The sequence below is a fragment of the Streptomyces sp. NPDC101152 genome, from assembly GCF_044768275.1.
Classification (GTDB): domain Bacteria; phylum Actinomycetota; class Actinomycetes; order Streptomycetales; family Streptomycetaceae; genus Streptomyces.
On record NZ_JBIWPO010000036.1, the window covers coordinates 16,687 to 40,792 of the forward strand.

Here is a 24,106-nt window from a genome sequence, read left to right on the forward strand (position 1 = left end):
CATGTTTCGCCGGGATGAAAACTCCCAGGTGCAGAGGGGGAATCGGGTGCTCCGTATTCACTTCACCGACGCGGACCTGGCGAGAACCACGGTCGCCGCGCAGTGCGACCCTCTCTGGGAAGTCGCCATGAGCCTGCACCGGTTCCAGACGCGGGCGGGCCGCTGGGCCTATGCGGAGTGGTACCGCACCACCCGTCTGCGGCTCGGCGAACAGCAACTCGACCACCTGGTGCGCGAGGTCCTCGTGCCGCTCTTTCCACGTGCCGCCTACTTTCCGGACTTCCTCACGCCGCGTACGGCTGGAGGCGAGGGGCTGGACGCCGGATTCGATGCTGTCATGAGCACGTCAGGACGACGGATTCTTGACGAACTCGCCCTGTTCGACCGGGTGGTTGGCGCGCCGCAGTGGGCGCGGCGACTGGCCGGAACGCGGGAGCGTGCCGAGTTCATGGAGGCGGTTCGGGTGTATCACGCCGCCGCAGTGGCGCCCGTCACCGAAGAGATGCAGGCACGCGCGCACGCGGAACGATCGGCGCGGACCCGTGATGTGATGAACGGCGGGATCCACGGCATGCTGGGCGGGCTCGGGCCGACCATGCGCTGGCAGCCGCCGGTACTGACGGTCCACTACCCCGTCGAGGACCGGGACCTGCATCTGCGCGGACGGGGCCTGCGGCTCATCCCGTCCCATTTCTGCTGGCAGAACCCCATCACCCTGGCCGACCCCGAACTGCCGCCGACGCTTGTCTACCCCATGCTGCACGAGCCGGCGGCCCCGGTCCCGGCCGCGCCGCTGACCGCCCTGCTCGGCCGCACCCGGGCGACGGTCCTGTGGGTCACGGCCGCGGGGGCGGGGGCCACCACCTCCGAGATCGCCCGAGCCGTGGGGATCTCCGCCCCATCGGCCAGCAAACACGCGGCGGTGCTGCGGGAAGCCGGGCTGCTCGTCAGCAACCGCCGTGCCGCCCATGTTCTGCACACGCTCACCCCGGCGGGCGCGTCACTGCTGCGGGCGAGCCGGGGACGTCAGGAAGGGCGCCCGGAACAACTCCTGTAGGTGACACGGTAATACGGTTCCTTGAACGCGTGCAGCGTGTACATCGTGGAGACAATTCGGCTTGATCAGGCAATATCTTCCGGCGTGCCTGGCTCACCCATGTGAAATCATTTATCCCGGCGGATTATTGATGGGGGGCGCCTCGATGTCTTTCGTCAAGCGAGGCGTGGAGTTCTGGGTTCGCAGGATGGGCCGTCGCGGACCGAGGTCCCCGATGACTTGGTCGTCGGGGCGGGACCGGCGTTGAAGGCCAGGTGGGCGGCGGTGGGCAAGCTGGTGCCGTCGCCCGTCGCCCGTCGCCCGTCGCCCGTCGCCCGTCGCCCGTCGCCCGTCGCCCGTCGCCCGTCGCCCGTCGCCCGTCGCCCGTCGCCCGTCGGACCCAGGACGGGTGTCTTTCGGCGGGAGGCATCAAGTGACCGAAACCGCCCTGAAGTTGGAGACCGGAGGGCCTGCCGAGAGTGCCCCGGTTGGCGGCCTGCGCGAACGCCGGTCGACGGCACGTACGGTCGGCGGGGGTGGACCTTGATGGTCTGCGCGCCCCTGGACCTCCAGGAGGGCGGCCTTCAGCTGGCATCGAACTCCTGCCGCATCTCCCGCCCCTGTCCGCCGGTCTTGAGCCGCCACCCACCCCCTCCGCCCAACGGCAGGTACCCCTCGATGAACTCCCTTGGGTGTAGTTCCTTTGAAGGGGAAGTCCGAAGCGGTCAGGCGTCCCCAGCAGTCATTCTGGGGTGCTGTCCTGGCCTGCTGATGCCGGGGCAAGGATGCCAGCGAGGAGTGCGCCGAACTCCTCGGGTGCTTCCAACATCACCATATGGCCCGTGTGGGGAAGTTCGGTGTAGCTGGCTGCGGCGGACAGAGCCCAGGCAGGCACGTCCCATCCCGTGCGTGAGCGGGCCCCGGCGACCAGATGGACCGGGACACGCTCGAACACGTCCCGCAACTGCTGCTGGTAGTCAGGTCCAGCGGTGTACTCGACGACAGTACGAGCCATGGCGTGGATGGTCGAAGCGGGCTGGTAGGCCAGGTCTTGTGTCGCAGAGCGGAGGTACTCCCCGGTCGGCTCGATACCTGCGGCGCGCAGCCACCGTTCCGGATCGGCACGGTCGGCTTGCACGATGTGCTCCACCTCAGCGGGTGTCTTGGCTGCCAGTTGCTGCGACCAGAAAGCGTCCGCGAGGCTGAAGTTCCCTTCGACACTGACCAGCGATGCGGTCCGTTCCGGGAACCGGTGAGCGAACGCGGCGGCGATCACGCCGCCGACCGAATGCCCGACCACATGGACGCGACCGCCCGGCAGCGCCTGGTCAATGGCCGCACGCAGGTGTTCCACCTGCGTATCGATGGTGATAGTGCCGGGCTCGGCCCGGACATCGGCCCCGTAGCCGTGCAGGTCGGGACAGAGGGTAGGGGCCGGGTGGAGCGGCGCGAGGGCACGTGGGTCGGCGAATGAGCCGATCAGACCATGAATGAAGATCACTGGCAGCACGGGATGGCAGCTTTCCACGGGCCGGCGGAGCTCGTCCACTACGGCCTGTCCGAGGGCCGGTGGTGATCAGGCCGTGAGTTCGTACCCCCTGCTCGGGTTCCCGATAGAGACGCTGGTGTTCGCAGACGAGGTGATAGGCGAGGTAGGCGTCGAAGTCACCGTTGTCGTTCAGGGCGCGGAGTTTCAGCACGGCTTCGGCGCCGGCCAGGCCCCAGCGGGCACCAGCGCCTCTACCCCACCTTTGACCAGGACCAATACGAGCTCATGGCCTGATCACGAACCTCCCGAGCAAGAACGACAACCATGTCGATTCATGCCATGCCGAACCGGAAGACCATGTCGGGCCAGTCGGTGTCAGGTACTCCGTCGTCGAGCGCCTCGCTGATCGTCCGCTCTTCATAGCTGAAGTGGGATTCCATGATCGCCGCCAACCCGTCGAGCTCACGCCCGATCGCCTCCAGGACCGGGCCACGCGATTGCGCAGCCTTGTCAGCGAGTTCGCGCACCCGGGACAGGATCGAGGCGATCATTCCATGATCCTGAACAAGATTCGCGAGCGTCGCTGCGAGGTCCGGGCGTTCACGCAGCAACTGCGAGAACATCCCGTCGTCCTCGCCCTGATGGTGCGAGGTCAATGCGGCGCAGAAGGCCAGGCAATGGGTGACAAGCGCGTCGTCGCTCAACCGGCGGTGTCCGAGACTTGTCCTGATCTCGTTGATCTGGCGACGCAGTTCCTGATGTGCTTGGGAGAGCTGCAGGCTCAAGGCGGCTACACGGTCGCCGTCGCGGGAAGCCACGGATGGCGGTCCCTTCGGTTCCGCACCTCCATGCCTGACGCAGTCCGTCACCGGCACGCGATGCTGCCGCAATCTGATCACGCAATCCGGCGGCACGGCAACCACGCTGCCCGCCCGCATCCACGGAGAACCGCTCCGTACCCACGGCGTTCTGCCAGCTCAGCCCTTCACTCCAGAGGAACCACACCCAACTCCCTTCGCCTCCGTCAGTTGCACTCGCGTCATGCAAGCTGAAAGCGCAGCACCCCGTCTGACGCCGCGATCTTCCTGGAGTGGAACTCCTGCAGGCCATGGCCGCAGCTCACGGCTCGGGAGGTTCGACGGCGTGGGTTGGATGCACGCGGTGCGGGCATGGGGCCCTCGACCGCGTCCTGGACGAGACGTTGCCTTACGAGCCGAGGGCTGCGTGTCCTGAGGACTGCCATCGAGCCCTTTCTGCTTTCCTGGCCGCCTGCCGGACAGCCCGCTTCATGAACGCGCGAGGCCTAATACGCCACCCCAACCCCCTCCTTCGCCGTCCCCGGATCATCGATCATGCCCAGCATCGCGTGAGCGACGTCCGCCCGTGCGATGAACCGGCCCCGGCGCGGAAAGCCGCCGACGACGACCCGGTACGAGCCCGTAAGGGGCTTGTTCTGCAGCCGCGGTGGCCGTACGGACGTCCAGTCCGTGCCGCTGCGAGCGAGCTCGTCCTCCATCTCCCGCAGGTCGGCGTAGATGTCCTTGAGCAGTGACGAGACGATCCCGCGCATCCCGCGGTCGAGGAGGCCGTCATCCTCCGGCTCGGGGCCCACCGGGGCCGCGCTGACCACGAGCACCCGGCGCACGCCCTCGGCCTCCATGGCCCGCAGGACCGTCCGGGTCAGCCGGGTCGCTACCCCGGCGTCCTTGCGGCTGCGGGCACCCAGACCGGAGAGGACCGCGTCCCGGCCGGCGACCGCGGGGCGTACCGCCTCCGGGGCGGTGAGGTCGGCGCGGAAGACCTCCAGGCCGGTACCGGTCACCTCGAACCGGGCCGGGTCCCGCACCACGGCAGTGACCCGGTGGCCCGCAGCGAGCGCCTGCCGTACGACCTCCTGCCCGATTCCTCCGGTGGCGCCGAAAACGGTGAGGTTCATTGAGCCACTCCCATTCTCCATCAGTGGGTGAGTACTCACTCACCCCCATACCTCTAGAGTGAGTAAGTACTCACCTACTCGTCAAGAACCGTTGGACAGACCATGCGATCCTTAGCCGCCATGGAGCAGAAACCGGCCCGCGCCCGCATCCTCGACGCCGCCCACGAGCTCATGCTCACCGTCGGGCTGGCCCGTACCACCACCAAGGAGATCGCCAAGGCGGCGGACTGCTCCGAGGCCGCCCTGTACAAGCACTTCACCAGCAAAGAGGAACTGTTCATCGAGGTCCTGCGCGAGCGGCTCCCAGGGCTGGGTCCGCTGCTGCGCACCCTCACCGCCGAGCCGGGCAGGCACACCCTCGAGGAGAACCTCACCGAGATCGCCCGGCAGGCGGCCCTTTTCTACGAGCAGAGCTTCCCGATCGCCGCCTCCCTCTACGCGGAGACACAGCTCAAGAAACGCCACGACGACGCGATGCGGCAGATGGGATCCGGCGCGCACAGGCCCATCGAGGGCCTCGACGCCTACCTCCGCGCCGAACAGGCAGCCGGCCGCCTCCGCCCCGACGCGGACACCTTCGCGGCCGCATCCCTTCTCCTGGGCGCCTGCGCCCAGCGCGCCTTCGCCTATGACGCCACGAGCGACGGGCAGCCGCCCCCCGTGGACGACTTCGCCCGACGAATGGCCCGCACCGTGTTGAGCGGAATCGCCGTACGCGACTGAGACCGCGCCAGCCTGTCCGCCGACGAGGCGGCCAGTGTGCGCTACCTCGACTATTCCTCATGGGCCGAACTGTCGACTGGTAGCCGCCGGCCAACCGACGCGGCTGCACGCATCAAGGCAGGGCTACGGGCGTTCACCCAGGTCACACGGGCTCGGGGCCGACGGTCAGCTGGTCTTGTGGCCCCACTTCGGCCCGACCAAGGTCCATTCCTTGTCCCACTGCGCGATGCGCCGTCGGTCGAGCCACCACCGGCCGGCGCTGCCGATGCCGAAGACCAGGCCGCTCAGCGCGAGGGCGGCCGAGCCTCCGAAGAGTGCCGCTTCGGCGGCTGCCTCAGTGGGGGGCGTCGGCTGCGTGCTCAGTTTCCCGTTGCCGTCGATCCAGATCCTCACCGTTGAGCCGGCCGTCTTGCCGGTGGACACCAGCGTCTTGCCGCTGTGCGTGGAGCCGTCGGAGTTCGTCCAGCGGACCCTCGCCGGGGCAAAGTCCCCGCCCATGCCCGAGGTCGCGGGACGCGGGACGTCATCGAGGAGAACAGCGCTGACGGGGATGCGGTCCGCCCGCTGCTGGGCGAAGACCTGGTCGGCCGCGTGGGCCGTCACCACACCGGCCGCCGTGCCACCTACGGCGATGAGCACCCATATGGCCAGCACCAGCCACGCCTCGAGGACGTCGTCGCGTCGCCGGATCGGGTTGTTACGCCATCGCCACAGGGGCACACTCGTTCGCCTGCGCTTCCTGTTCGCGGGCCTGTCCTCGCGCATCTCTCCGCACCTCCTCGTCGTCACAGACACGAAGGTGACAGCCGCGGCCTTCCCGTGGCATGGGCCGATCAGGCGGGAGCCGAGGGCCGATCGGGCCACGGTTGTGTGATCCGCGCAGTGGGCCGTGTGCACTGAACGGGCCCGGCAAGGGGACCATCGGCCCCTCACCTTTCGACCGTGGTGCTCTCACGCTCGTAGGACATCAGCACCTGTCCGACTTCGTACGGGAGGAGGGCATCATGCGAACCGCGCCCCTCGATGCCGCGACTCTGGGAGCCTGTATCTCGGCCGCTGTGGCCGCGCCGTCGATCTACAACACGCAGCCGTGGCGCTTCCGGCTCGACCCGGAGACCGTCGTGCTGGAGGTACGTGCCGTACCCGAGCGTGGCCTGCGCCATGCGGATCCTGTCGGCCGGGCGCTGCATCTGTCCGTCGGTGCCGCTGTCTTCAACCTCCGTGTCGCTGCCGCCCACTTCGGCTGGGCACCCGTGGTACGCCTGCTGCCGGATCCCGAGGACCCGAGCGTTTTGGCCAACCTCCGGCTGGCCGGGGCAGCCCAGCGGCACACTGCGGGGCAGCGCCCCGATCTCTACCCGATGATCTGGCGCAGGCACAGCAGCAGGTTTCCCTTCACCGGCAGGCCGCTTCCACCGAACGTCCGAGTCGAACTCATCGACGCCGCTCGCACGGAAGGCGCCTCACTGACCTTCCCCCCGGCCGCCGAGACGGCTCGGCTGCTGCGCGTGGCCACGGCGGCTGAGCACCGCAACCGCGTCGATCCGGACCGTGCTGTGGAGAGCCGTCGATGGGTGCACCGGGATCCGGACGACTCCGCCGACCTGGGCATTCCCCAAGCGGCGCTGGGGCCGCAGGACGCGCGCGAGCAGCTGCCCCTGCGCGACTTCACGGCACAACGGCACCCCGAGCGGCTTCCAGCCCAGCCCTTCGAGTCGCTGCCTGTCGTCGCCCTGCTGACCACCGAGCACGACCGTCGCAGCGACTGGCTGCGCGCCGGACAGGCGCTGGAGCACCTCCTGTTGGTGGCCACGACGCACGGTCTGCGTGCCTCCCTGGTGCACCAGCCGATGGAGTGGCCCGACCTGCGCCGAGAGGTGAGCCCCGTGCCGGACCGCACCGGCCATGCACAGATGCTGATTCGCCTCGGGTACGGCCCGCAGGGCCCGGCGACTCCGCGGCGTGCGCCTGATCAGGTGTGCTGAGGGGCGGCGCCGTGAGAGTCGGGCGCGTAGAAGGGGCCGTCCGGCCCCCCTCCGCGGCCACGTTTCCTCGGGCCGCTCTCCGGCCAGGGCGGGAAAAGTGGCCCTCACCCGCGGCGGCCGGCGTACTCACCATGGAGTGTGATCCCTCCACCGGGCGAAGGACGGGCTGACTCATGTTTCCGAACGATGGTTTCCGCGAACTCGGTCGTCACGAGTCCCTGCGTTTGCTGGCGACGGCTCTCATCGGCCGTATCGTCTACACCCGCCAGGCGCTGCCCGCGGTCGTGCCGGTCAACTTCTGCCTGGACGCCGACGGAGCGGTGCTGCTGCGGACCTCGATGGCCTCGGAGCTGGCCCGTGCGGTCGATGGCGCCGTCGTCGCCTTCGAGGCGGACGCGGCCGACGTGGACGCGCACTCCGGCTGGAGCGTCGTCGTGACGGGCAGCGCCGAGATCGTGACGGATCCGGCCGAGGTGGCACGCCTGGAGCGGATCGGCCCGCGCTCGTGGGCTCCCTCGCCACGGGAGGTCTTCGTGCGCATCGAGCCGGAACTGGTCACCGGGCGCGAACTTGTCGGGGGCCGCACGATGTACGGAGTGCACCTCTCGGCCTGACCGCTGGGCACCATACGCCCGTGACCTGGCCCGAACGGCCCAACGCTGCTGGGCCGGACGGCGCGGCGAGAGGTTCCCGCAGGCCCTGCCCCACCCAGAGGTGCGCGAGGAGCATCGTCGGTGGAGCCGCGCACGGAACTGCCCGTGGTGCGGTGTCGCGAACGATGCGGAGACTGAGATGACCGTGGCAACCCGTCCCGACGTGGACGTTCCCGCTGATGCCTGGCGTGGCTTCGCCGGCCGGGGCTGGCGTGAGGGGATCGACGTACGCGACTTCATCCAGGCCAACTACACGCCGTACGAAGGCGGCCGGGAGTTCCTGGCCGGTCCGACCGAGCGCACGCTCGCCGTGTGGCACAAGGTCAGCGCCCTGTTCCCCGAGGAGCGGCGCAAGGGTGTCCTCGACGTGGACGCCGCCACGCCTTCCACCATCACCTCGCACGCCCCCGGCTACATCGACCGGGAGCGTGAGCTGATCGTCGGTCTGCAGACCGACGCTCCGCTGAAGCGCGCGATCATGCCGAACGGCGGTCTCCGGATGGTCGAGAACGGTCTGAAGGCGTACGGCTACGAGCCCGACCCTTTCGTGACCAAGGTCTTCGGTACCTACCGCAAGACCCACAACGACGGCGTCTTCGACGCCTACACCCCGGAGATGCGCGCCGCCCGCAAGGCCGGCGTCATCACCGGACTGCCCGACGCCTACGGACGCGGCCGGATCATCGGCGACTACCGGCGCGTGGCCCTCTATGGCACCGACCGTCTGATTCAGGCCAAGAAGGCCGAGCGTGCCCTGCTCGACGCCTGCGCGTCCTCCACCGAGGTCATCCGTGACCGGGAGGAACTGGCCGAGCAGATAAAGGCGTTGGACGAGCTGACGCGGATGGCGGCGTCGTACGGCTGCGACGTCTCCCGTCCCGCCGCGACTGCACAGGAGGCCGTGCAGTGGCTCTACCTCGGCTATCTCGGGGCCGTGAAGGAGCAGAACGGCGCGGCCATGTCGCTCGGCCGCACCTCCACCTTCCTCGACGTCTACCTCCAGCGGGACCTGGTGGACGGGACCATCGACGAGTCCCGGGCCCAGGAGCTGATCGACGACTTCGTGATCAAGCTGCGGATCGTGCGCTTCCTGCGCACGCCCGAATACGACGCCCTGTTCTCCGGTGACCCGACCTGGGTGACGGAGTCCATCGGCGGCATGGGCGCCGACGGACGGACCCTGGTCACCCGTACCTCCTTCCGCTTCCTGCAGACCCTCTACAACCTCGGCCCCGCCCCCGAACCCAACCTGACCGTGCTCTGGTCGCCCCGGCTGCCCGACGGCTTCAAGGAGTTCTGCGCCCAGGTCTCCATCGACACCAGCGCCGCCCAGTACGAGTCCGACGACCTGATGTGCCCCCGGACCGGAGACGACACCGCCATCGCCTGCTGTGTCTCGGCCATGGCGGTCGGCAAGCAGATGCAGTTCTTCGGCGCACGGGTCAACCTGGCAAAGGCGCTGCTCTACGCGGTCAACGGCGGCCGCGACGAGATGACCGGCGAACAGGTCGCGCCCGCAGCGCCCCCGCTGACCGGTGAGTACCTCGACTACGAGGAACTGGTCGAGGCCTACGACCACGTCCTGGACTGGCTGGCCCGCACCTACGTCAACGCCCTCAACGTCATCCACTACATGCACGACAAGTACGCCTACGAACGCCTGGAGATGGCGCTGCACGACTACCCCGTGCACCGGTTCATGGCCTGCGGGATCGCCGGTCTGTCGGTGGCCGCGGACAGTCTGTCCGCCGTGAAGTACGCGCGGGTGAAGGTGTTCCGGGACGCCACCGGACTCGCCGTCGACTTCCGCACCGAGGGCGAGTTCCCGGCGTACGGCAACAACGACGACCGCGCCGACAGCATCGCCGTCGACCTGGTGGAGTCCTTCATGGCCAGGGTGCGCCAGTACCCCACCTACCGCGGTGCCGAGCACACCCAGTCGGTCCTCACCATCACCTCGAACGTGGTCTACGGCAAGCACACCGGCAACACCCCCGACGGCCGCCGCGCGGGACAGCCCTTCGCACCCGGCGCCAACCCGATGAACGGCCGGGACATGCACGGAGTCGTCGCCTCGGCCCTGTCGGTGGCGAAGCTGCCGTTCGAGGACGCTCGCGACGGCATCTCCCTGACGACGACCATCACGCCCGAGGGGCTCGGCCACGATCCCGCGGAGCGCGCCGGAAACCTCGTCGGCATCCTCGACGGGTACATGACCTTCGGCGGTTTCCATATGAACGTCAACGTCCTGAACCGGGCGACGCTCGAGGACGCCATGGAACACCCGGAGAACTACCCCGAGTTGACGATCAGGGTCTCCGGCTACGCGGTCAACTTCGTCCGCCTCACGCGTGAACAGCAGCTCGACGTGATCAGCCGCACCTTCCACGGGTCGCTGTGAACGTCACCTCGGTGCCGGCGGTGACCGGTCGGGTGCACTCCTGGGACGTGTCCACCGGCGTGGACGGTCCCGGGACCCGGTTCGTCCTGTTCGTCAGTGGCTGCCCGCTGCGCTGCCTGTACTGCGCCAACCCCGACACCTGGCACATGCGCGACGGCCGGGAGACCTCGGTCGACGAGGTCATGGGGGAGATCGAGAAGTACCGGGGATTCGTGGCGACGGCCGGGGGAGGGGTGACCGTCACCGGCGGGGAGCCGTTGCTCCAGCCGGCGTTCATCGGCTCCCTCCTGCACCGCTGCAAGGAAGCCGGACTGCACACGGCACTGGACACCTCCGGCTTCCTGGGTGAGCGTGCCTCGGACGAACTCCTCGCCGACACCGACCTGGTGCTGCTGGACATCAAGTCGTTCGACGCCCCTGGCCACCGCAAGCTCACCGGCGCACGACTGGCCCCGACGCTCAGCTTCGCCACCCGCCTGGACCGGCTGGGCGTCCCCGTGCACATCCGTTACGTCCTCGTCCCGGGGTGGACGGACGACCCGTCCGCTGTGGACGGTCTCGGCGCCTTCCTGGCGGGGCTGACCAACGTCGACCGGGTGGACGTCCTGCCCTTCCACAAACTCGGCGCCCACAAGTACGACGCCCTCGGGATCGACTTCCCGCTGCGGAACACGCCCGCGCCCGATCCGGAGCTGACGGAACGCGTGCGCGAGCAGTTCCGGGAGCACGGACTACGGGCGTTCTGAGGACCTGAGGCATCTCCTGTCTCAGGTTTCCCGGCACCGAAACCCACTTCGCGACTTCGACGGAGGCCAAGATGCCCCGCACCATCACCGCAGCCCTGAACGGGTCCCCGGAGAGTCTGACCGCAGCAGCATGGGCAGCCAGAGAAGCCCTGCTGCGGGACCTTCCACTGCACCTGGTCCACGCCGTTGGAAAGCCTCCGTACGCGCCCCTGGGCGGGGCACCGCGGCCGTCTTTGAGCCCTGCACAGCAGATCAGCCGGGCGGACGAGGTGCTTCGCGAGGCCGAAGCGGTGATCCTCCGGCAGTACCCGGGCCTGCGGATCACCACCGACCGCCTTGCCGAAGAACCCGTGCCCGCCTTGCTCGGCGCGGCCGGGGAAGCCGACCTGGTGGTGCTGGGCTCTCGCGGCCGGGGCGGCGTAGCCGGATTCCTGGTCGGGTCCGTCGCCCAGGAAGTCGTGGGCGGCAGCCGAGGGCCTGTCGTCCTCGTACGGGGCGGCCTGCACCCGGAGGACGAACGCCAGCCCGGCGCCTTCGGATCTGGGGCCGCACCGTTCCGCGACGTCGTTCTCGGCCTCAACTCCGCGGCTCCGAACGACACCGTGATCGAGTTCGCCTGCGAGGCCGCATCGCAGCGCGGCGCGAGGCTGCGCGTCGTCCATGGCAGGAGCCCGGACCTGCCGTACGACGACCCCGGCGGCGACGTGTCCGCGGTGCTGGAGCCCTGGCGACACAAGTTCCCCCGTGTCGAGGTCACAGAGCAGGCCGTGATCGGAAAGCCGGACTCACACCTCGTGGAGGCCTCGCGCGATGCGTCCCTGGTCGTGGTCGGCCGTCGACGACGCCCGACCACGATCGGCGCGGTGATCGGCCCGGTCGCGCACGTGGTGCTCCACCACGCGACCGCACCCGTCGCGGTGGTCCCGCACGGCTGACGGGCGACCCGGTGAGCAGGGCCGGCTTCGGCTGAACGGCGGCCGGAGCGCGATCAGGTGCCGTCGGACTCGTCGTCGGCGATGAGCCGGACGCCGGTTATCAGATCCGGGCGGATACGCGCCGCGTAGTCCATGGTGCGGTGCACCCACGGGTTGAGCAGTGCCTGGTAACGAGCCAGTTCCTCCGGGTCTGTCACCAGGTGCGCGTAGCCGGTGACCACCACGCTCCAGCCGAGGTGTGTGTCGGGGTCGATCGAGTCGGCCTCGTAGGCCACCACGACGCCCTGACCGTCGGCCTGTCCGGCGCGCGCGGTCAGGGCCGCGCGCTCATGGGTGCGAATCACGATGTCGCCGTCGTCCAGGACGTGGTTGACCGGGCGTACCGTCGGCAGCGCGTGGCGGGTGAAGACAATCCGTCCGAAGGAAACGGTGCCCAGCAGCCGCAGTGCCTCGTCGCTGTCCAGCTCGATGCTCCGGCGCGGCCCGGCGGGGACGTCCTGGGCGGTGTCGGTGGTCATGGAAGGCTTCCGTACGGTTTCGTTGCTCACTGCTGCGTTTCTTCGACTGGGGCGGTGACGCGGCTGGCCGGCCCATCGTCGTTGGCGCGGCCGGTGCGCTGGTACGACATGTGCGTCGTCCCTTCAACACGTTTGGTCACCCGTCCGTGGCACGGGGCGTGGTGCCCCGGACAGGCTGATCAGGTCATTGGAACGGCATCGGACCTCTTCACGCCAGGGCCGTTCGGCCCTTCTTCGCGGGGTGTGCCACCGCTTTGGCGATCCTCACCGCTGCCGGCGCAGGGCTGTGGGACTCCAGCAGCGGGGCCATGGGAAACTGGGCCGACCGGCCCTGGCCCTTCGGGCCGGATGCGGGAAAGGATCTGGATACGGAGGACCGATTCCGTCCACGAGCGGACATCGGTGCGGAACGCGGAACCAGGGAGCAGTTTCATGGCGGACAGCGAGCAGGCCGGCGCCGGCGACCCGATCCGGGTCTTTCTGCTGGACGACCACGAGGTGGTGCGGCGCGGGGTTCGCGACCTGCTGAACGACGAGCCGGACATCGAGGTGATCGGCGAGGCCGGCACGGTGGAGCAGGCACTGGTGCGGGTCCCCGCGCTGCGCCCGCAGGTGGCGGTGCTCGATGTCCGTCTGCCGGACGGTGACGGCGTGAGCGTGTGCCGGGAGTTGCGATCACGTATGCCCGAGCTCGCCTGCCTGATGCTGACCTCCTTCGACGACGAGGACGCCCTGCTGGACTCGATCATGGCCGGCGCCTCCGGATACGTCCTGAAGCAGATCCAGGGCTCGGACCTGGTGTCCGCCGTGCGCACCGTGGCCGCGGGCCAGTCCCTGCTCGATGCCAGTGCCACCGCCAAGCTGATGGCCCGGCTGCGCGGCGGCAGGGAGGAGGAGCAACAGCCTGACGGACTGCAGGGTCTGACCGAACGGGAGCGGGAGATCCTGACCCTGATCGGCGAGGGACTGACCAACCGCCAGATCGGCCAGCGGCTCTACCTGTCCGAGAAGACGGTGAAGAACCACATCTCCCGTCTGCTGGCCAAGCTCGGCGTCGAACGCCGTATCCAGGCCGCCGTCATCGCTACTCAAGTCCAGGACCGGCAGCGGCAGGAAGGGAACTGAACACGTCCGCCGGAGCGCCGTTCGACCCCGCCGTGCCCTCCGAGCGCGTCACCTCGAACTCCACGTCGACCACGCCCTCCACGGCCCGCACCAGGCGCGCGGCCACCGGCGCCAGGGATGTGTCCCGGGCTTGGCCGACGAGCTTCACGACGCCGTTGCGCACCTCCACGTGCACGGCTGACATCGGGGCAGGGAAGACGTACGCCACGACCTCCCGTCGGACCTCCTCAGCGATCTCCTCGTCGCCCCGCAGGAAGACCTTGAGCAGGTCCGCGCGGCTGACGATGCCCTGGAGCATGCCCACGTCGTCGACGACGGGCAGACGCTTGACCTTGGCACGCGCCATGGTCCGTGCGGCCTGGGCGAGTGTCGCGTCCGCGTGGACGGTGAGGGCGGGGGAGGTCATGAGGTCCTCGGCGGTGAGGCCGCCGGCCTTGGCGAGGTCGTCGAGACGGCGCAACTGGGTGGCCCGGTCGGGGGCGCTGTCGCGGAACTCCTCCTTCGGCAGCAGGTCGGCCTCGGACACGACGCCGACCACCCGTCCCTCGCCCTCCAGGACGGGCAGGGCGCTGACCTTCCAGTCCTGCAGGAGCTGCACGATCTCCTTGAAGGCGGCCCGTCGGCCGACGGCGGCGACCGTGCGGGACATGACGTCGCTGACGATGTGCGGGGTGCTGTACACGGTGACTCCCTCGTCGGGTCTGCCCGCTCAGAAGGCGCTTGCGGCGCCGTAGAGGGCGTAGAGGTCCAGGAGCCGGGTCCTGGTGGTCCGGAGCCGGTGGGCGAGCACGTCGCCGGCCCACTGGGTGATGGCCTGGCCGAGTGCCGGGTCGTCCTGGCACACCGAGCGGACACCCGTGGCGTCGAACTCGTAGGCGCGCACGTGTGTCGACGCTGTGGCGCCCAGATGCCAGACATGTGGTGCGAACAGCCAAGACGCGCCTACGAGTTCGTCGTGACCGAGCGTCTCTCTGATGGCGGGGCGCCTGCCGGGTATGTGAGTCGTCCAGCTCGATCGAGCCGGTGCGGATGATCCAGAACCGGTCCGCGCGTGCCCCCTCGTTGAACAGGCGCGTTCCTTGGGAGAAGACACCTCCCGGGCCAGACGCATGAGCCGTTGCCGGTGCTCGGCGGGCAGTGCCCGCAGCATGCTCGGAGTGTTCATGGCCTGCCTCCCGGTCAGGGTGTACCGGCTGAGACCTCCACCGTGCGGCGCCGACACGGACCGGACGAGGGGCCACTGGGGCCGAAACAGGGCCACCCGGCCCCGGACAGACGGTGAGGAAGGAGAAGACGGCCGCCGCCCCCGTATCGGCGAGGGCGGCGGCCGTGGTGCGAGGATCGTGCCTCCCCCAACACGAGACTCGCGTGGAAGCCCTCGCGGCTCCTGGGGTCTACGGGAGAACCGACCCAGCTCGAACGAGCCGTGAGGACATGGCTCCACCGGCCGGTCAGCACCGTGTCGCGTGCCCGGCAGTAGCTCCTGTCCTCGATTGTCGAGTTCGGCACGGTGCTGGTGATGGGGCTGGACGGGCCATGCCGTGGACCGAACGGCCCATGTCCCGTGGCCATGAGCCCGGGAGGCAGGCGAGTTGGGCTGTCCAGGCCTGCGACAGAGGGACCATCGGGGGCGCGCCTGGGCCGTGTGGCCGCTGACGGTGCGCGGCTGAGGGACAGAAGGATCAGTTGCGGATCGACGCACCCACCCCCCTGTCGTAAGGAGCCTCAGCCATGCCCAGAACCACAGGAGACGGACAGGGGAGGGCGCCTGCGACGGCGCTGGGCCTTCCCGCCGCCTCTGCCCTCGTGATCGGCAGCATCATCGGCACCGGAGTCTTCGCGCTGCCCTCCGCCCTCGCTCCGTACGGGCCCATTTCCCTCGTCGCGTTCGTCGCCGTCACGCTTGGCGCGCTCGCGCTGGCGATGACCTTCGGTTCCCTCTCGAAGCGTGTTCCGGCCAGCGGCGGTCCGTACGTCTACGCTCGCGAGGCCTTCGGGGAGTTCGCAGGGTTCCTCAACGCATGGTCGTACTGGATCACGGCCTGGGCCGGCAACGCGGCCATCGTCGTGGCCTGGGTCGGTTACGTCGAGGTGTTCGTGAACACCGGTCACCGCACGTGGATATCGGTGCTGCTCGCGCTGGTCGGGCTGTGGATCCCCGCCGCGATCAACCTCACGGGCGTCCGGAACATGGGTGCGTTCCAGGTGATCACGACCGTGCTGAAGTTCGTCCCGCTGGTCTTCATGGCCACCGTGGGGCTGTTGTTCATCGACGCCCACAACTTCGGCCCCTTCAACGCCGGCGGCCAGTCGGCGCTGGGTGCGATCTCGGCCGCGGGCGCCATCGCCCTGTTCAGCTACCTGGGCCTGGAAGCCGCCTCGATCGTCGCCGGCCGCGTCCGTGAGCCGGAGCGCAACGTCCCCCGCGCCACCGTCTACGGCACACTCATCTGCGCCGTCATCTACATCCTGGGCACCCTCGCCGTCTTCGGCACGGTCGCGCACGGCAAGCTGGGCGGCTCGACCGCGCCGTTCACCGCCGCGGCGAACAACATCTTCGGCGGCAGCTGGGCCGGCGACATCGTCGCCGCCGCCGCGATCATCTCCGGCATCGGCGCCCTGAACGGCTGGACCATGCTGTGCGCGGAGATGCCATACGCGGCCGCCCGCGACGGACTCTTCCCGCAGGCCTTCGCCCGGCTGCGCGGCGAGAGCGGCGTGCCGGCCTTCGGCATCATCGCCTCCACCGTGCTTGCCTCGCTGATCACCGTGTTCAGCTACACGCGCTTCGACAACGTCTTCACCAAGATCGTTCTGCTCAGCGTGCTGACCGCCGTCATCCCCTACCTCTTCTCCGCCGCCGCCCAGCTGTACTGGCTGCTGGTCCGCGGCCGGGAAAGCCTCAGCCCCCGCAGGCTCGCCCGAGACGTCACCGTCGCCGGACTCGCCCTCGCCTTCTCCTACTGGTCGATCCAGGGCAGCGGCTACCAGACCGTCTACTACGGCCTGTTCGTCCTGCTGCTCGGCATCCCCGTCTACGTGTGGCTGAAGCGGGACCAGGACACCTTCGGCGAGGCCACGGCCCCGAGGACCGCAGCGGCCGTAGACCAGGCGGAACGGGCGCCCGAGACTCCTCCGCCGGCCCAGCGGCTCTCCCGAGGACTCCGCACGGGCCGCATCGGCGGACCCGGGAAGCGGAACGACCTCCGACAGCACGACTGACCTCCCCCGCACAGAGGAACCTCCGCGATGAACACCTTCCACGTCGACTCCGAGGTCGGCCCGCTGCACCAGGTGATCCTGCACCGCCCCGGCCTCGAACTCTCCCGCCTCACCCCGCGCAACGTAGACGCCCTGCTCTTCGACGACATCCTGTGGGCCAAACGCGCCCGTGAGGAGCACGACGCCTTCGCCCAGGTCCTGCGCGACCACGGAGCCCGCGTCCACTACTTCGCCGAACTGCTGGCGCAGACCCTCGATGTTCCCGGGGCCCGCGACTGGCTGCTGGACCAGGTCGTCACTCCCGGCACCGTGGGCCCGGCCCTCATCGACCCCGTGCGCGAACTGTGCGCCGAACTGGACGGCGAGACCCTCGCCGGATTCCTGATCGGCGGCCTCCTCAAGAGCGACCTTCCGCTCGCCACCCCGCACAGCCTGGTGTGGAACGCGCTCGGCGCCGACGACTTCGCGCTCGCGCCGCTGCCCAACCACCTCTTCCCGCGCGACAACTCCTGCTGGGTCTACGACCAGGTGTCGGTCAACCCGATGGCAAAGCCCGCCCGGCGCCGCGAAAGCCTGCACGCCGAGGCCATCTACCGGTTCCACCCGATGTTCGCCGGCGCCGCGCCCGCGCCTCTCCTCGACGGACCTGTCGGCACCCTCGAAGGCGGGGACGTCCACGTCCTCGGCAACGGCGCCGTCATGGTCGGCATGGGCGAGCGCACCACCGCTCAGGCCGTGGAGAACCTGGCCGCCCGGCTCTTCGCGACCGGTGCGGCGAGCAAGCTGATCGCCGTCCAACTCCCCGCGGCCCGCGCGTACATGCACCTGGACACCGTGCTGACCATGGTCGACCACGACACGTTCGTCATCTACCCCGGCCTCGCGGACTCCCTGCGCTCGTGGACGCTGCGGCCCAGCGACAGCCGCGAGACCGGGTTCGACGTCACCGCGAACTCCGATCTCGCGACCGCCCTCGCCGAGGCCCTCGACCTGGACAAGGTCCGCATGCTGTCGGCTCCGCAGGACATTCGCAACGCCGAGCGCGAGCAGTGGGACGACGGCAGCAACTTCCTCGCCCTCGCACCCGGCGTGGTCGTCGGCTACGAGCGCAACGTCACCACCAACACCTACCTGCGCAAGCAGGGCATCGAGATCGTCACCATCGCCGGTGCCGAACTCGGTCGCGGGCGGGGCGGCCCCCGCTGCATGAGCTGCCCCATCGAACGCGACCCGGTCGCCTGACCCCGTAAGGAACCCCTTCATGACCGTCGACCTGCGAGGCCGCTCCTACCTGAGCGAACTCGACTTCACCGCCCCCGAGATACACCGCCTCCTCACTCTCGCCCACGACCTCAAGGCCGCCAAGCGCGCCGGCACCGAACAACCCCGGCTGACCGGCAAGCACCTCGCCCTGATCTTCGAGAAGACCTCCACCCGCACCCGCTGCGCCTTCGAGGTCGCCGCCGCCGACCAGGGCGCCCGCACCACCTACCTCGGCCCCGGCGACACCCACGTCGGCCACAAGGAGTCCATCGCCGACACCGCCCGCGTGCTGGGCCGCATGTTCGACGGCATCGAGTACCGGGGCTCCGCCCAGTCGATCGTCACCGAACTCGCCGCCCACGCCGGCGTCCCCGTCTACAACGGACTGACCGACACCGCCCACCCCACCCAGAGCCTGTGCGACATGCTCACCATGCGCGAGCACAGCACCAAGCCCCTCACGGACGTCAGCTACTGCTACCTGGGCGACGCCCGGAACAACATGGGCAACTCCCTCCTGTCGATGGGTGCCCTGCTCGGCATGGACGTGCGCGTCGCCGCGCCCAAGGCACTGTGGCCGGAACCCGAACTGGTCGCCGCATGCCGTGCAACGGCCGTCCACAGCGGAGCGCGGATCACCTTGACCGAGGACGTCGAAACCGCCGTCCGAGGCGCTGACTTCCTGCACACGGACGTCTGGGTCTCCATGGGCGAACCGTCCGACACCTGGCGGGAGCGGATCGAGCTGCTGCTGCCGTACCAGGTCAACGACAAGACGCTTGCCCTCACGGACAACCCGGACGTGAAGTTCATGCACTGCCTGCCGTCCCTCCACGACCACCGCACCCGGCTCGGTCAGGAACTGTTCGAGGCCTACGGACTCAACGGCCTCGAAGTCACCGACGAGGTCTTCTCCTCGCCCGCCTCGATCGTCTTCGACCAGGCGGAGAACCGGCTGCACACCATCAAGGCCGTGCTCGTCGCCACCCTGGAGGACTGAACCATGCGCATCGTCGTCGCCCTGGGCGGCAACGCGCTGCTGCACCGCGGTGAACGCCCCGATGCCGCCGTGCAGCAGGCCAACATCGACCGGGTCGCGACCGCTCTGGCCACCCTCGCCCACGAGCACGAGCTGGTCCTCACCCACGGCAACGGCCCGCAGATCGGCCTGCTCGCCATGGAGAGCGAGGCCGACCCCGCCCTCAGCGCCCCGTACCCGCTGGACCTGCTCGGCGCCCAGACCGAGGGCATGATCGGCTCCCTGCTCGCCCGTGGGATGCACGACGCCCTGCCCGGACACCGGATCGCCGCTCTGGTCACGCACACCGTCGTGCGGGCCGACGATCCCGCCTTCGAACGGCCGACGAAGTTCGTCGGCCAGGTGTACTCCGCGCCAGTGGCCAAGGCGCTGGCGCGCCACCGGGGCTGGCACCTCGCCCGGGACACCACCGGCTGGCGGCGCGTCGTCGCCTCACCCGCTCCCGAACGCATCCTGGAGACCGACACCATCCACGAACTGCTCAGCAGCGGGACGCTGGTGATCTGCGCCGGCGGGGGCGGGGTTCCCGTCACCGCCAACCGTGACACCGGCGCACTGACGGGAGTGGAGGCCGTCATCGACAAGGACCTCACCGCGGCCCTGCTCGCAGAGGACCTCAAGGCCGACTTCCTTCTCATCCTCACCGACGTCCCCTACGTCTACGAGAGCTACGGCACCCCCGACCAGCACCCGCTGCTCGACGCCACCCCTCAGGACCTGCGGCACGGAGGTTTCCCTGCGGGCTCGATGGGCCCCAAGGCCGAGGCGGCCGCCCGCTTCGTCGAGCGCACCGGCGCTCTGGCCGCGATCGGCGCCCTGGACGCGGCCTACGAGATCGTCCACGGCAGGTCGGGCACACTGATCCGACCGGACCTCACGGTCGGATGAAAGCGCCAAGCATTGGGCCAAGCTTTCTCAAAATCGCCCCGCAGGTGTCTGTTAGGTAAGGCTCACCTCATCTATGGTGCGGAGTGTACTTCTCCGCTCGTTCGACTGGAGTTCCCCAGTGTCCAGTTCTCAGGTAGCCCTGCTCGGCGCGATCGCAGGGTTCACCATCTATCTCGGTCTGCCCCTCGGCCGGCTGCGCAGCCCCAGCCTCCGGCTGCGGGCCGGCCTGAACGCCGTGGCCATCGGCATCCTGATCTTCCTGGTCTGGGATGTACTGACCCACGCGTGGGAACCGGTCGATGGCGCCCTGGGCAGCCACCACTGGGGCAAGGTGGCCACTGGGGGCATCACCCTGGCCGTGGGTCTCGGCGTGGGTTTGATGAGCCTGGTGTACTACGACGGCTGGATCGCCCGACGCGCCGACTCCGTGGCGCGGCCCGCCGGTCCCGGTGCCGCCGCTTCCGCCGAGCTGGCACCGCGGGTCCGCAGCCAGGCGAGCTCGCTCGCGCTGATGATCGCCACCGGCATCGGTCTGCACAACTTCGCGGAGGGCTTGGCGATCGGCAATTCCGCCGCGAAGGGGGAACTCTCCCTCGCCCTGCTGCTGATCATCGGCTTCGGCCTGCACAACGCCACGGAAGGGTTCGGTATCGTCGCCCCGCTGGCGGCCGAGGGCGAGCGTCCCTCCTGGGCCACGCTGCTGTTGCTCGGCCTGATCGGCGGCGGACCGACCTTCCTCGGCACCGTGGTGGGCCAGCACCTGGTCAACGACACGGTGTCGATCGCGTTCCTGGGTCTGGCCGCAGGGTCGATTCTCTATGTGGTCATCGAACTGCTGGCCGTCGCCCGGAAGGCCGCGATGAAGACCCTGACCACCTGGTGCGTCCTGCTGGGCCTCGTTCTCGGCTTCGCCACGGACGCCGTTGTCACCGCCGCCGGCGCCTGAAGAGCCCGCGGTCTGGTCGAACTCGCCGCGCCCGACGACCAACCCCCTCTGCCCCACAACATACCCAGCGCTGGCTCACTGCTGCGGGCGGCGGGGCGGCCGGAGCCCGTCCGTTTCCTGGGCCGGCGCCACCTGGAGGCTGGGCAGGGCGGGGGCGCGGCTGCCCATCGTCCGCGACCACACCTGGCTGCACTCACCCCGCACCCGCAGGGCCCATCGTCACCGCTGAGGGACCAATCGGCCCCTGCCCTGAAGAACCCCCGGACATGACCCTGGAATCGGGTCGCCCGGACCCCGATTCAGGAGGTGGAGAGAATGCCCCGCACCATCACCGTCGGCCTCGACGGCTCACCCGAGAGCCGCGCCGCCGCGGAGTGGGCGGCCCGCGAGGCGAAACTGCGCGGACTGCCGGTGAAGCTCGTCCAGGTCTGGGAGCCCGTCCCGGGGCCCACGGCCCAGGCCCCGCTCCTCGGCGCCGAGACGCACCAGCACTGGACCGAGAGGGTCCCCCGCGAGTCCGCCGACGGTCTGAGGCTGCGTCACCCCGGAGTGGAGGTGACCACCGAACAGCTCACCGGGCGACCCGCCGAAGCCCTTGTCGAGGCGGCCAAGGACGCCGACATGCTCGTACTCGGCTCACGCGGACTGGGCGGGATCGGCGGATTCCTCGTCGGCTCGGTCGGCCTCGCGGTCGTGGCCCACACCGAGCGGCCCGTGGTCCTGGTCCGTGCCGGCGAGCAGGCCGCGGACGAACACCAGATGGACCCGGCAGGCATTCCCTCCGCGGCCACGGCGTTCCGGCCCGTCGTCCTCGGACTCGACGTCGCGAGCCCTGACGAGGCTCTGATCGGGTTCGCCTTCGATGCCGCGGCGCGCCGCTCGGTGCCGCTGCGGGTCGTACACGCCTGGAACCCGCCGCCCTACTACGCCTACGGCATGGCCCTCGAGCCCGCGGTCGAGCGGGAGATGGCGAAGGGGGACGCCCTCATCCTGAGCGAGGTGCTGCGCCCCTGGCGACAGAAGTACCCCGACGTCGGCGTCGTCGAGAAGTCGGGCTACGGCAGCCCCTCGCTCCTGCTGATCGACGCCGCCCGCGAAGCCTCCCTGGTCGTCGTCGGCCGCCGCATCCGCAGTTCCTCCGTCGGCGCCCACATCGGCACCGTCACCCACGCCGTCCTGCACCACTCCACCGCCCCCGTCGCCGTCGTCGCCCACGACTGACGTACCCCTCTGCAGAGGAGAGAACAGATCATGAAGGCAGCGGTCGTACGGGCCTTCGGCGAGCCCTTGGTGATCGAGGAGCGTCCCGACCCGCAACCCGGCCCTGGCCAGGTCCGCGTCCGCGTCGAGGCCTCCGGGCTGTGCCACACCGACATCCACGCCGCGCACGGCGACTGGCCCGTCAGGCCCACTCCGCCCTTCGTCCCCGGGCACGAGGGCGTCGGTGTCGTCGAGGAGCTCGGCGAGGGTGTCACCCACCTGTCCGTCGGGCAGCGGGTCGCCGTGCCGTGGCTCGGCAAGGCGTGCGGGCGGTGCGAGCACTGTCTGTCCGGCTGGGAGACGCTGTGCGAGCAGCAGATCAACACCGGGTACGGCTGTGACGGCGGGTACGCCGAGAAGATGCTGGCCTGGGCCGACTTCGCCCAGCCGGTGCCCGAGGGCGTCAGCCCCTTCGACGCGGCCCCCCTGACCTGCGCGGGCGTGACCACCTACAAGGCCCTCAAGGTCGCCGACGTCCGGCCCACCCAGCTCGTCGCGATCTCCGGCGTCGGTGGACTCGGCCACCTGGCCCTGCAGTACGCCAAGATCGCCGGGGCGACGGTCGCCGCCATCGACGTCACCGATGACAAGCTCGAACTCGCCCGCGAGCTCGGTGCCGACCTCGTCATCGACGCGCGGAAGCAGGACGTGGGCAAGGAGCTGAAGAAGCACGGCGGCGCCCACGCCGCGATCGCCCTCGCGGTGAACCCGGCCGCGTTCGAAGCGGCGGGCTCCGGCCTGCGGCGCGGCGGAAAGCTCGTCATGGTGGCCCTGCCGGCACACGGCACCATCCAGGTCCCCATCTTCGACACCGTCCTGAACGGCACGTCCGTCATCGGCTCCATCGTCGGCACACGGCAGGACCTCGCCGAGGTCTTCCAGCTCCACGCCGCCGGTCGCACGAAGGTCATCTACGAGACCCGCCCGCTCGTGTCCGTGAACGAGTCCATCGACGCCGTGCTCCGTGGCGACATCAAGGCCCGGATCGTCTTCGACCTGGACGCGGGAAGGTGAGCCCGATGGAACTGCCCCTGGTCGTCGGCGTCGACGGCTCGGAGCCGAGCCTGCGCGCCGTCGACTGGGCGGCCGACGAGGCCGCCCTGCGCGGGCTGCCGCTGAGGCTCGTGTACGCCTCCCTGTGGGAACGGTACGAGGGCACCGCGCTCGCGGACGATCTCGGCAAACCGTCGGACCAGGTGATGGCCGAGGACATCGTCGAAGCCGCAGCGCGCCGGGTCCGTACCGGGCGTCCTGACGTGAAGGTCATCACCGACGTGCTGCCGGAGGAGCCCGAGTACGCGCTCGTACGGGAGAGCCGCACCGCCGCTGCCTTGGTCGTGGGCTCACGGGGCCGGAGCAGCCTGGCCGAGGCGGTCCTCGGCTCGGTCAGCATGACCGTCGCCGGCCACGCGCACTGCCCGGTGATCGTGCTGCGAGGCAGTCACGACAACCGGAGGGTACCCGGCAGGCACGGCCGCATCGTCGTAGGCGTCGGTGACGATCCGACGGACACGGCGGCGATGCGCTTCGCCGTCGAGGAAGCGCGGCGCCGCGGCGTGCCGTTGGAAGCCGTTCGGGCCTGGCGGTCTCCGGCACGTGAGACGACCGACCATCCCCTGCTGGCCGGCGCACCGGCGCGGCTGCACGAGGAGAAGGCGGCGCAGGTGCTGGAAGCGGCGTTGCGAGACGTCCCGGCCGACATCGAGGTGCACCGGCGTACCGTCGAGGGCCACGCCCGCCAGGTCCTGCTCGGCGCCTCGGCCGACGCCGACCTGCTGGTCGTCGGGGCCCGGCGCCGCGAGGGCCACTACGGCCTCCAGCTCGGCCGCGTCGCCCACGGGGTGCTGCACCGCGCCGTCTGCCCCGTCGCCGTCGTACCGCAGCGGACGTGAGTGCGACGGGCTGAGTCGAAATCAACGGGGGAGTACGGCAGGCGTCCGG

General features: G+C 69.7%; 22 protein-coding genes and 2 pseudogenes. 16 read left to right on the forward strand and 8 right to left on the reverse strand.

All coding sequences use genetic code 11. The features are described from left to right. Positions 1–46: 46 nt before the first annotated feature. The gene (locus ACIRVK_RS32895; protein ID WP_404253589.1) at positions 47–1,057 is read left to right on the forward strand and encodes an ArsR/SmtB family transcription factor; all 1,011 of its coding nucleotides are present in this window, start codon (positions 47–49) and stop codon (positions 1,055–1,057) included. 721 nt (positions 1,058–1,778) lie between these two features. On the opposite strand, the gene ACIRVK_RS32900 is transcribed toward ACIRVK_RS32895, so the two are convergent. From ACIRVK_RS32900 to ACIRVK_RS32915, 4 genes and pseudogenes are all read right to left on the reverse strand, one after another. After that, positions 1,779–2,585, reverse strand: a complete 807-nt coding sequence (locus ACIRVK_RS32900) for an alpha/beta fold hydrolase (protein WP_404253591.1) — start codon at positions 2,583–2,585, stop codon at positions 1,779–1,781. Positions 2,586–2,612: 27 nt separating this feature from the next. Beyond that, positions 2,613–2,769, reverse strand: a pseudogene (locus ACIRVK_RS32905) (ISKra4 family transposase); the annotation flags it as partial. Positions 2,770–2,857: 88 nt separating this feature from the next. Then, complete coding sequence (locus ACIRVK_RS32910) at positions 2,858–3,343, reverse strand: hemerythrin domain-containing protein (RefSeq protein WP_404253593.1); 486 nt, start codon at positions 3,341–3,343, stop codon at positions 2,858–2,860. 485 nt (positions 3,344–3,828) lie between these two features. After that, positions 3,829–4,461, reverse strand: coding sequence for an NAD(P)-dependent oxidoreductase (locus ACIRVK_RS32915; protein WP_404253595.1), 633 nt, complete (start codon positions 4,459–4,461; stop codon positions 3,829–3,831). Positions 4,462–4,581: 120 nt separating this feature from the next. On the opposite strand from ACIRVK_RS32915, the gene ACIRVK_RS32920 reads away from it, so the two are divergent. Next, complete coding sequence (locus ACIRVK_RS32920; protein WP_404253597.1) at positions 4,582–5,184, forward strand: TetR/AcrR family transcriptional regulator; 603 nt, start codon at positions 4,582–4,584, stop codon at positions 5,182–5,184. 165 nt (positions 5,185–5,349) lie between these two features. On the opposite strand, the gene ACIRVK_RS32925 is transcribed toward ACIRVK_RS32920, so the two are convergent. After that, positions 5,350–5,949 (reverse strand): hypothetical protein, encoded by a 600-nt coding sequence (locus tag ACIRVK_RS32925; RefSeq protein WP_404253599.1) that lies wholly within the window; start codon positions 5,947–5,949, stop codon positions 5,350–5,352. Between the two features lie 239 nt (positions 5,950–6,188). Between ACIRVK_RS32925 and ACIRVK_RS32930 the strand changes: the two genes are divergently transcribed. The 5 genes from ACIRVK_RS32930 to ACIRVK_RS32950 all read left to right on the forward strand — a co-directional run bounded on the left by ACIRVK_RS32930 (position 6,189) and on the right by ACIRVK_RS32950 (position 11,904). Continuing rightward, complete coding sequence (locus ACIRVK_RS32930; protein WP_404253601.1) at positions 6,189–7,169, forward strand: Acg family FMN-binding oxidoreductase; 981 nt, start codon at positions 6,189–6,191, stop codon at positions 7,167–7,169. 173 nt (positions 7,170–7,342) lie between these two features. Next, positions 7,343–7,783, forward strand: coding sequence for a pyridoxamine 5'-phosphate oxidase family protein (locus ACIRVK_RS32935; protein ID WP_404253603.1), 441 nt, complete (start codon positions 7,343–7,345; stop codon positions 7,781–7,783). A gap of 178 nt (positions 7,784–7,961) precedes the next feature. Next, the gene (gene pflB, locus ACIRVK_RS32940) at positions 7,962–10,223 is read left to right on the forward strand and encodes a formate C-acetyltransferase (protein ID WP_404253605.1); all 2,262 of its coding nucleotides are present in this window, start codon (positions 7,962–7,964) and stop codon (positions 10,221–10,223) included. Between the two features lie 20 nt (positions 10,224–10,243). Then, the gene (gene pflA / locus ACIRVK_RS32945; protein ID WP_404253607.1) at positions 10,244–10,969 is read left to right on the forward strand and encodes a pyruvate formate-lyase-activating protein; all 726 of its coding nucleotides are present in this window, start codon (positions 10,244–10,246) and stop codon (positions 10,967–10,969) included. Positions 10,970–11,040: 71 nt separating this feature from the next. Continuing rightward, positions 11,041–11,904: a universal stress protein gene (locus tag ACIRVK_RS32950; RefSeq protein ID WP_404253609.1), complete on the forward strand. Its 864-nt coding sequence runs from the start codon at positions 11,041–11,043 to the stop codon at positions 11,902–11,904. A 53-nt stretch (positions 11,905–11,957) separates the two neighbouring features. Here ACIRVK_RS32950 and ACIRVK_RS32955 read toward each other — a convergent pair whose 3' ends face one another. Then, positions 11,958–12,422, reverse strand: coding sequence for a pyridoxamine 5'-phosphate oxidase family protein (locus ACIRVK_RS32955; protein ID WP_404253611.1), 465 nt, complete (start codon positions 12,420–12,422; stop codon positions 11,958–11,960). Between the two features lie 432 nt (positions 12,423–12,854). Between ACIRVK_RS32955 and ACIRVK_RS32960 the strand changes: the two genes are divergently transcribed. Further along, complete coding sequence (locus ACIRVK_RS32960; RefSeq protein ID WP_404253613.1) at positions 12,855–13,547, forward strand: response regulator; 693 nt, start codon at positions 12,855–12,857, stop codon at positions 13,545–13,547. Here the strand turns inward: ACIRVK_RS32960 and ACIRVK_RS32965 are convergent. Together ACIRVK_RS32965 and ACIRVK_RS32970 are read right to left on the reverse strand one after the other, a co-directional pair. Beyond that, positions 13,507–14,229 carry a CBS domain-containing protein gene (locus ACIRVK_RS32965; protein ID WP_404253615.1) on the reverse strand — a complete coding sequence of 241 codons (723 nt, stop codon included), beginning with the start codon at positions 14,227–14,229 and terminating at the stop codon, positions 13,507–13,509. The genes ACIRVK_RS32960 and ACIRVK_RS32965 overlap by 41 nt on opposite strands. Positions 14,230–14,256: 27 nt before the next feature. After that, a pseudogene (locus ACIRVK_RS32970) lies at positions 14,257–14,712 on the reverse strand (cyclic nucleotide-binding domain-containing protein). 641 nt (positions 14,713–15,353) lie between these two features. On the opposite strand from ACIRVK_RS32970, the gene ACIRVK_RS32975 reads away from it, so the two are divergent. The 8 genes from ACIRVK_RS32975 to ACIRVK_RS33010 all read left to right on the forward strand — a co-directional run bounded on the left by ACIRVK_RS32975 (position 15,354) and on the right by ACIRVK_RS33010 (position 24,057). Further along, complete coding sequence (locus ACIRVK_RS32975; protein WP_404253698.1) at positions 15,354–16,769, forward strand: APC family permease; 1,416 nt, start codon at positions 15,354–15,356, stop codon at positions 16,767–16,769. A gap of 27 nt (positions 16,770–16,796) precedes the next feature. Beyond that, positions 16,797–18,011, forward strand: a complete 1,215-nt coding sequence (locus ACIRVK_RS32980; protein ID WP_404253617.1) for an arginine deiminase — start codon at positions 16,797–16,799, stop codon at positions 18,009–18,011. Between the two features lie 19 nt (positions 18,012–18,030). Then, a complete protein-coding gene (gene argF / locus ACIRVK_RS32985; RefSeq protein WP_404253619.1) occupies positions 18,031–19,032 on the forward strand; it encodes an ornithine carbamoyltransferase in 1,002 nt (333 codons plus the stop codon). A gap of 3 nt (positions 19,033–19,035) precedes the next feature. Continuing rightward, a complete protein-coding gene (locus ACIRVK_RS32990; RefSeq protein ID WP_404253621.1) occupies positions 19,036–19,959 on the forward strand; it encodes a carbamate kinase in 924 nt (307 codons plus the stop codon). 118 nt (positions 19,960–20,077) lie between these two features. Continuing rightward, the gene (locus ACIRVK_RS32995; RefSeq protein WP_404253623.1) at positions 20,078–20,905 is read left to right on the forward strand and encodes a ZIP family metal transporter; all 828 of its coding nucleotides are present in this window, start codon (positions 20,078–20,080) and stop codon (positions 20,903–20,905) included. A gap of 315 nt (positions 20,906–21,220) precedes the next feature. Beyond that, a complete protein-coding gene (locus ACIRVK_RS33000; protein WP_404253625.1) occupies positions 21,221–22,126 on the forward strand; it encodes a universal stress protein in 906 nt (301 codons plus the stop codon). A gap of 30 nt (positions 22,127–22,156) precedes the next feature. Beyond that, positions 22,157–23,179 carry an alcohol dehydrogenase AdhP gene (gene adhP / locus ACIRVK_RS33005; protein ID WP_404253627.1) on the forward strand — a complete coding sequence of 341 codons (1,023 nt, stop codon included), beginning with the start codon at positions 22,157–22,159 and terminating at the stop codon, positions 23,177–23,179. Between the two features lie 5 nt (positions 23,180–23,184). Beyond that, on the forward strand, positions 23,185–24,057 hold the full coding sequence (locus tag ACIRVK_RS33010; protein WP_404253629.1) for a universal stress protein: 873 nt from the start codon (positions 23,185–23,187) through the stop codon (positions 24,055–24,057). Positions 24,058–24,106 lie beyond the last annotated feature (49 nt).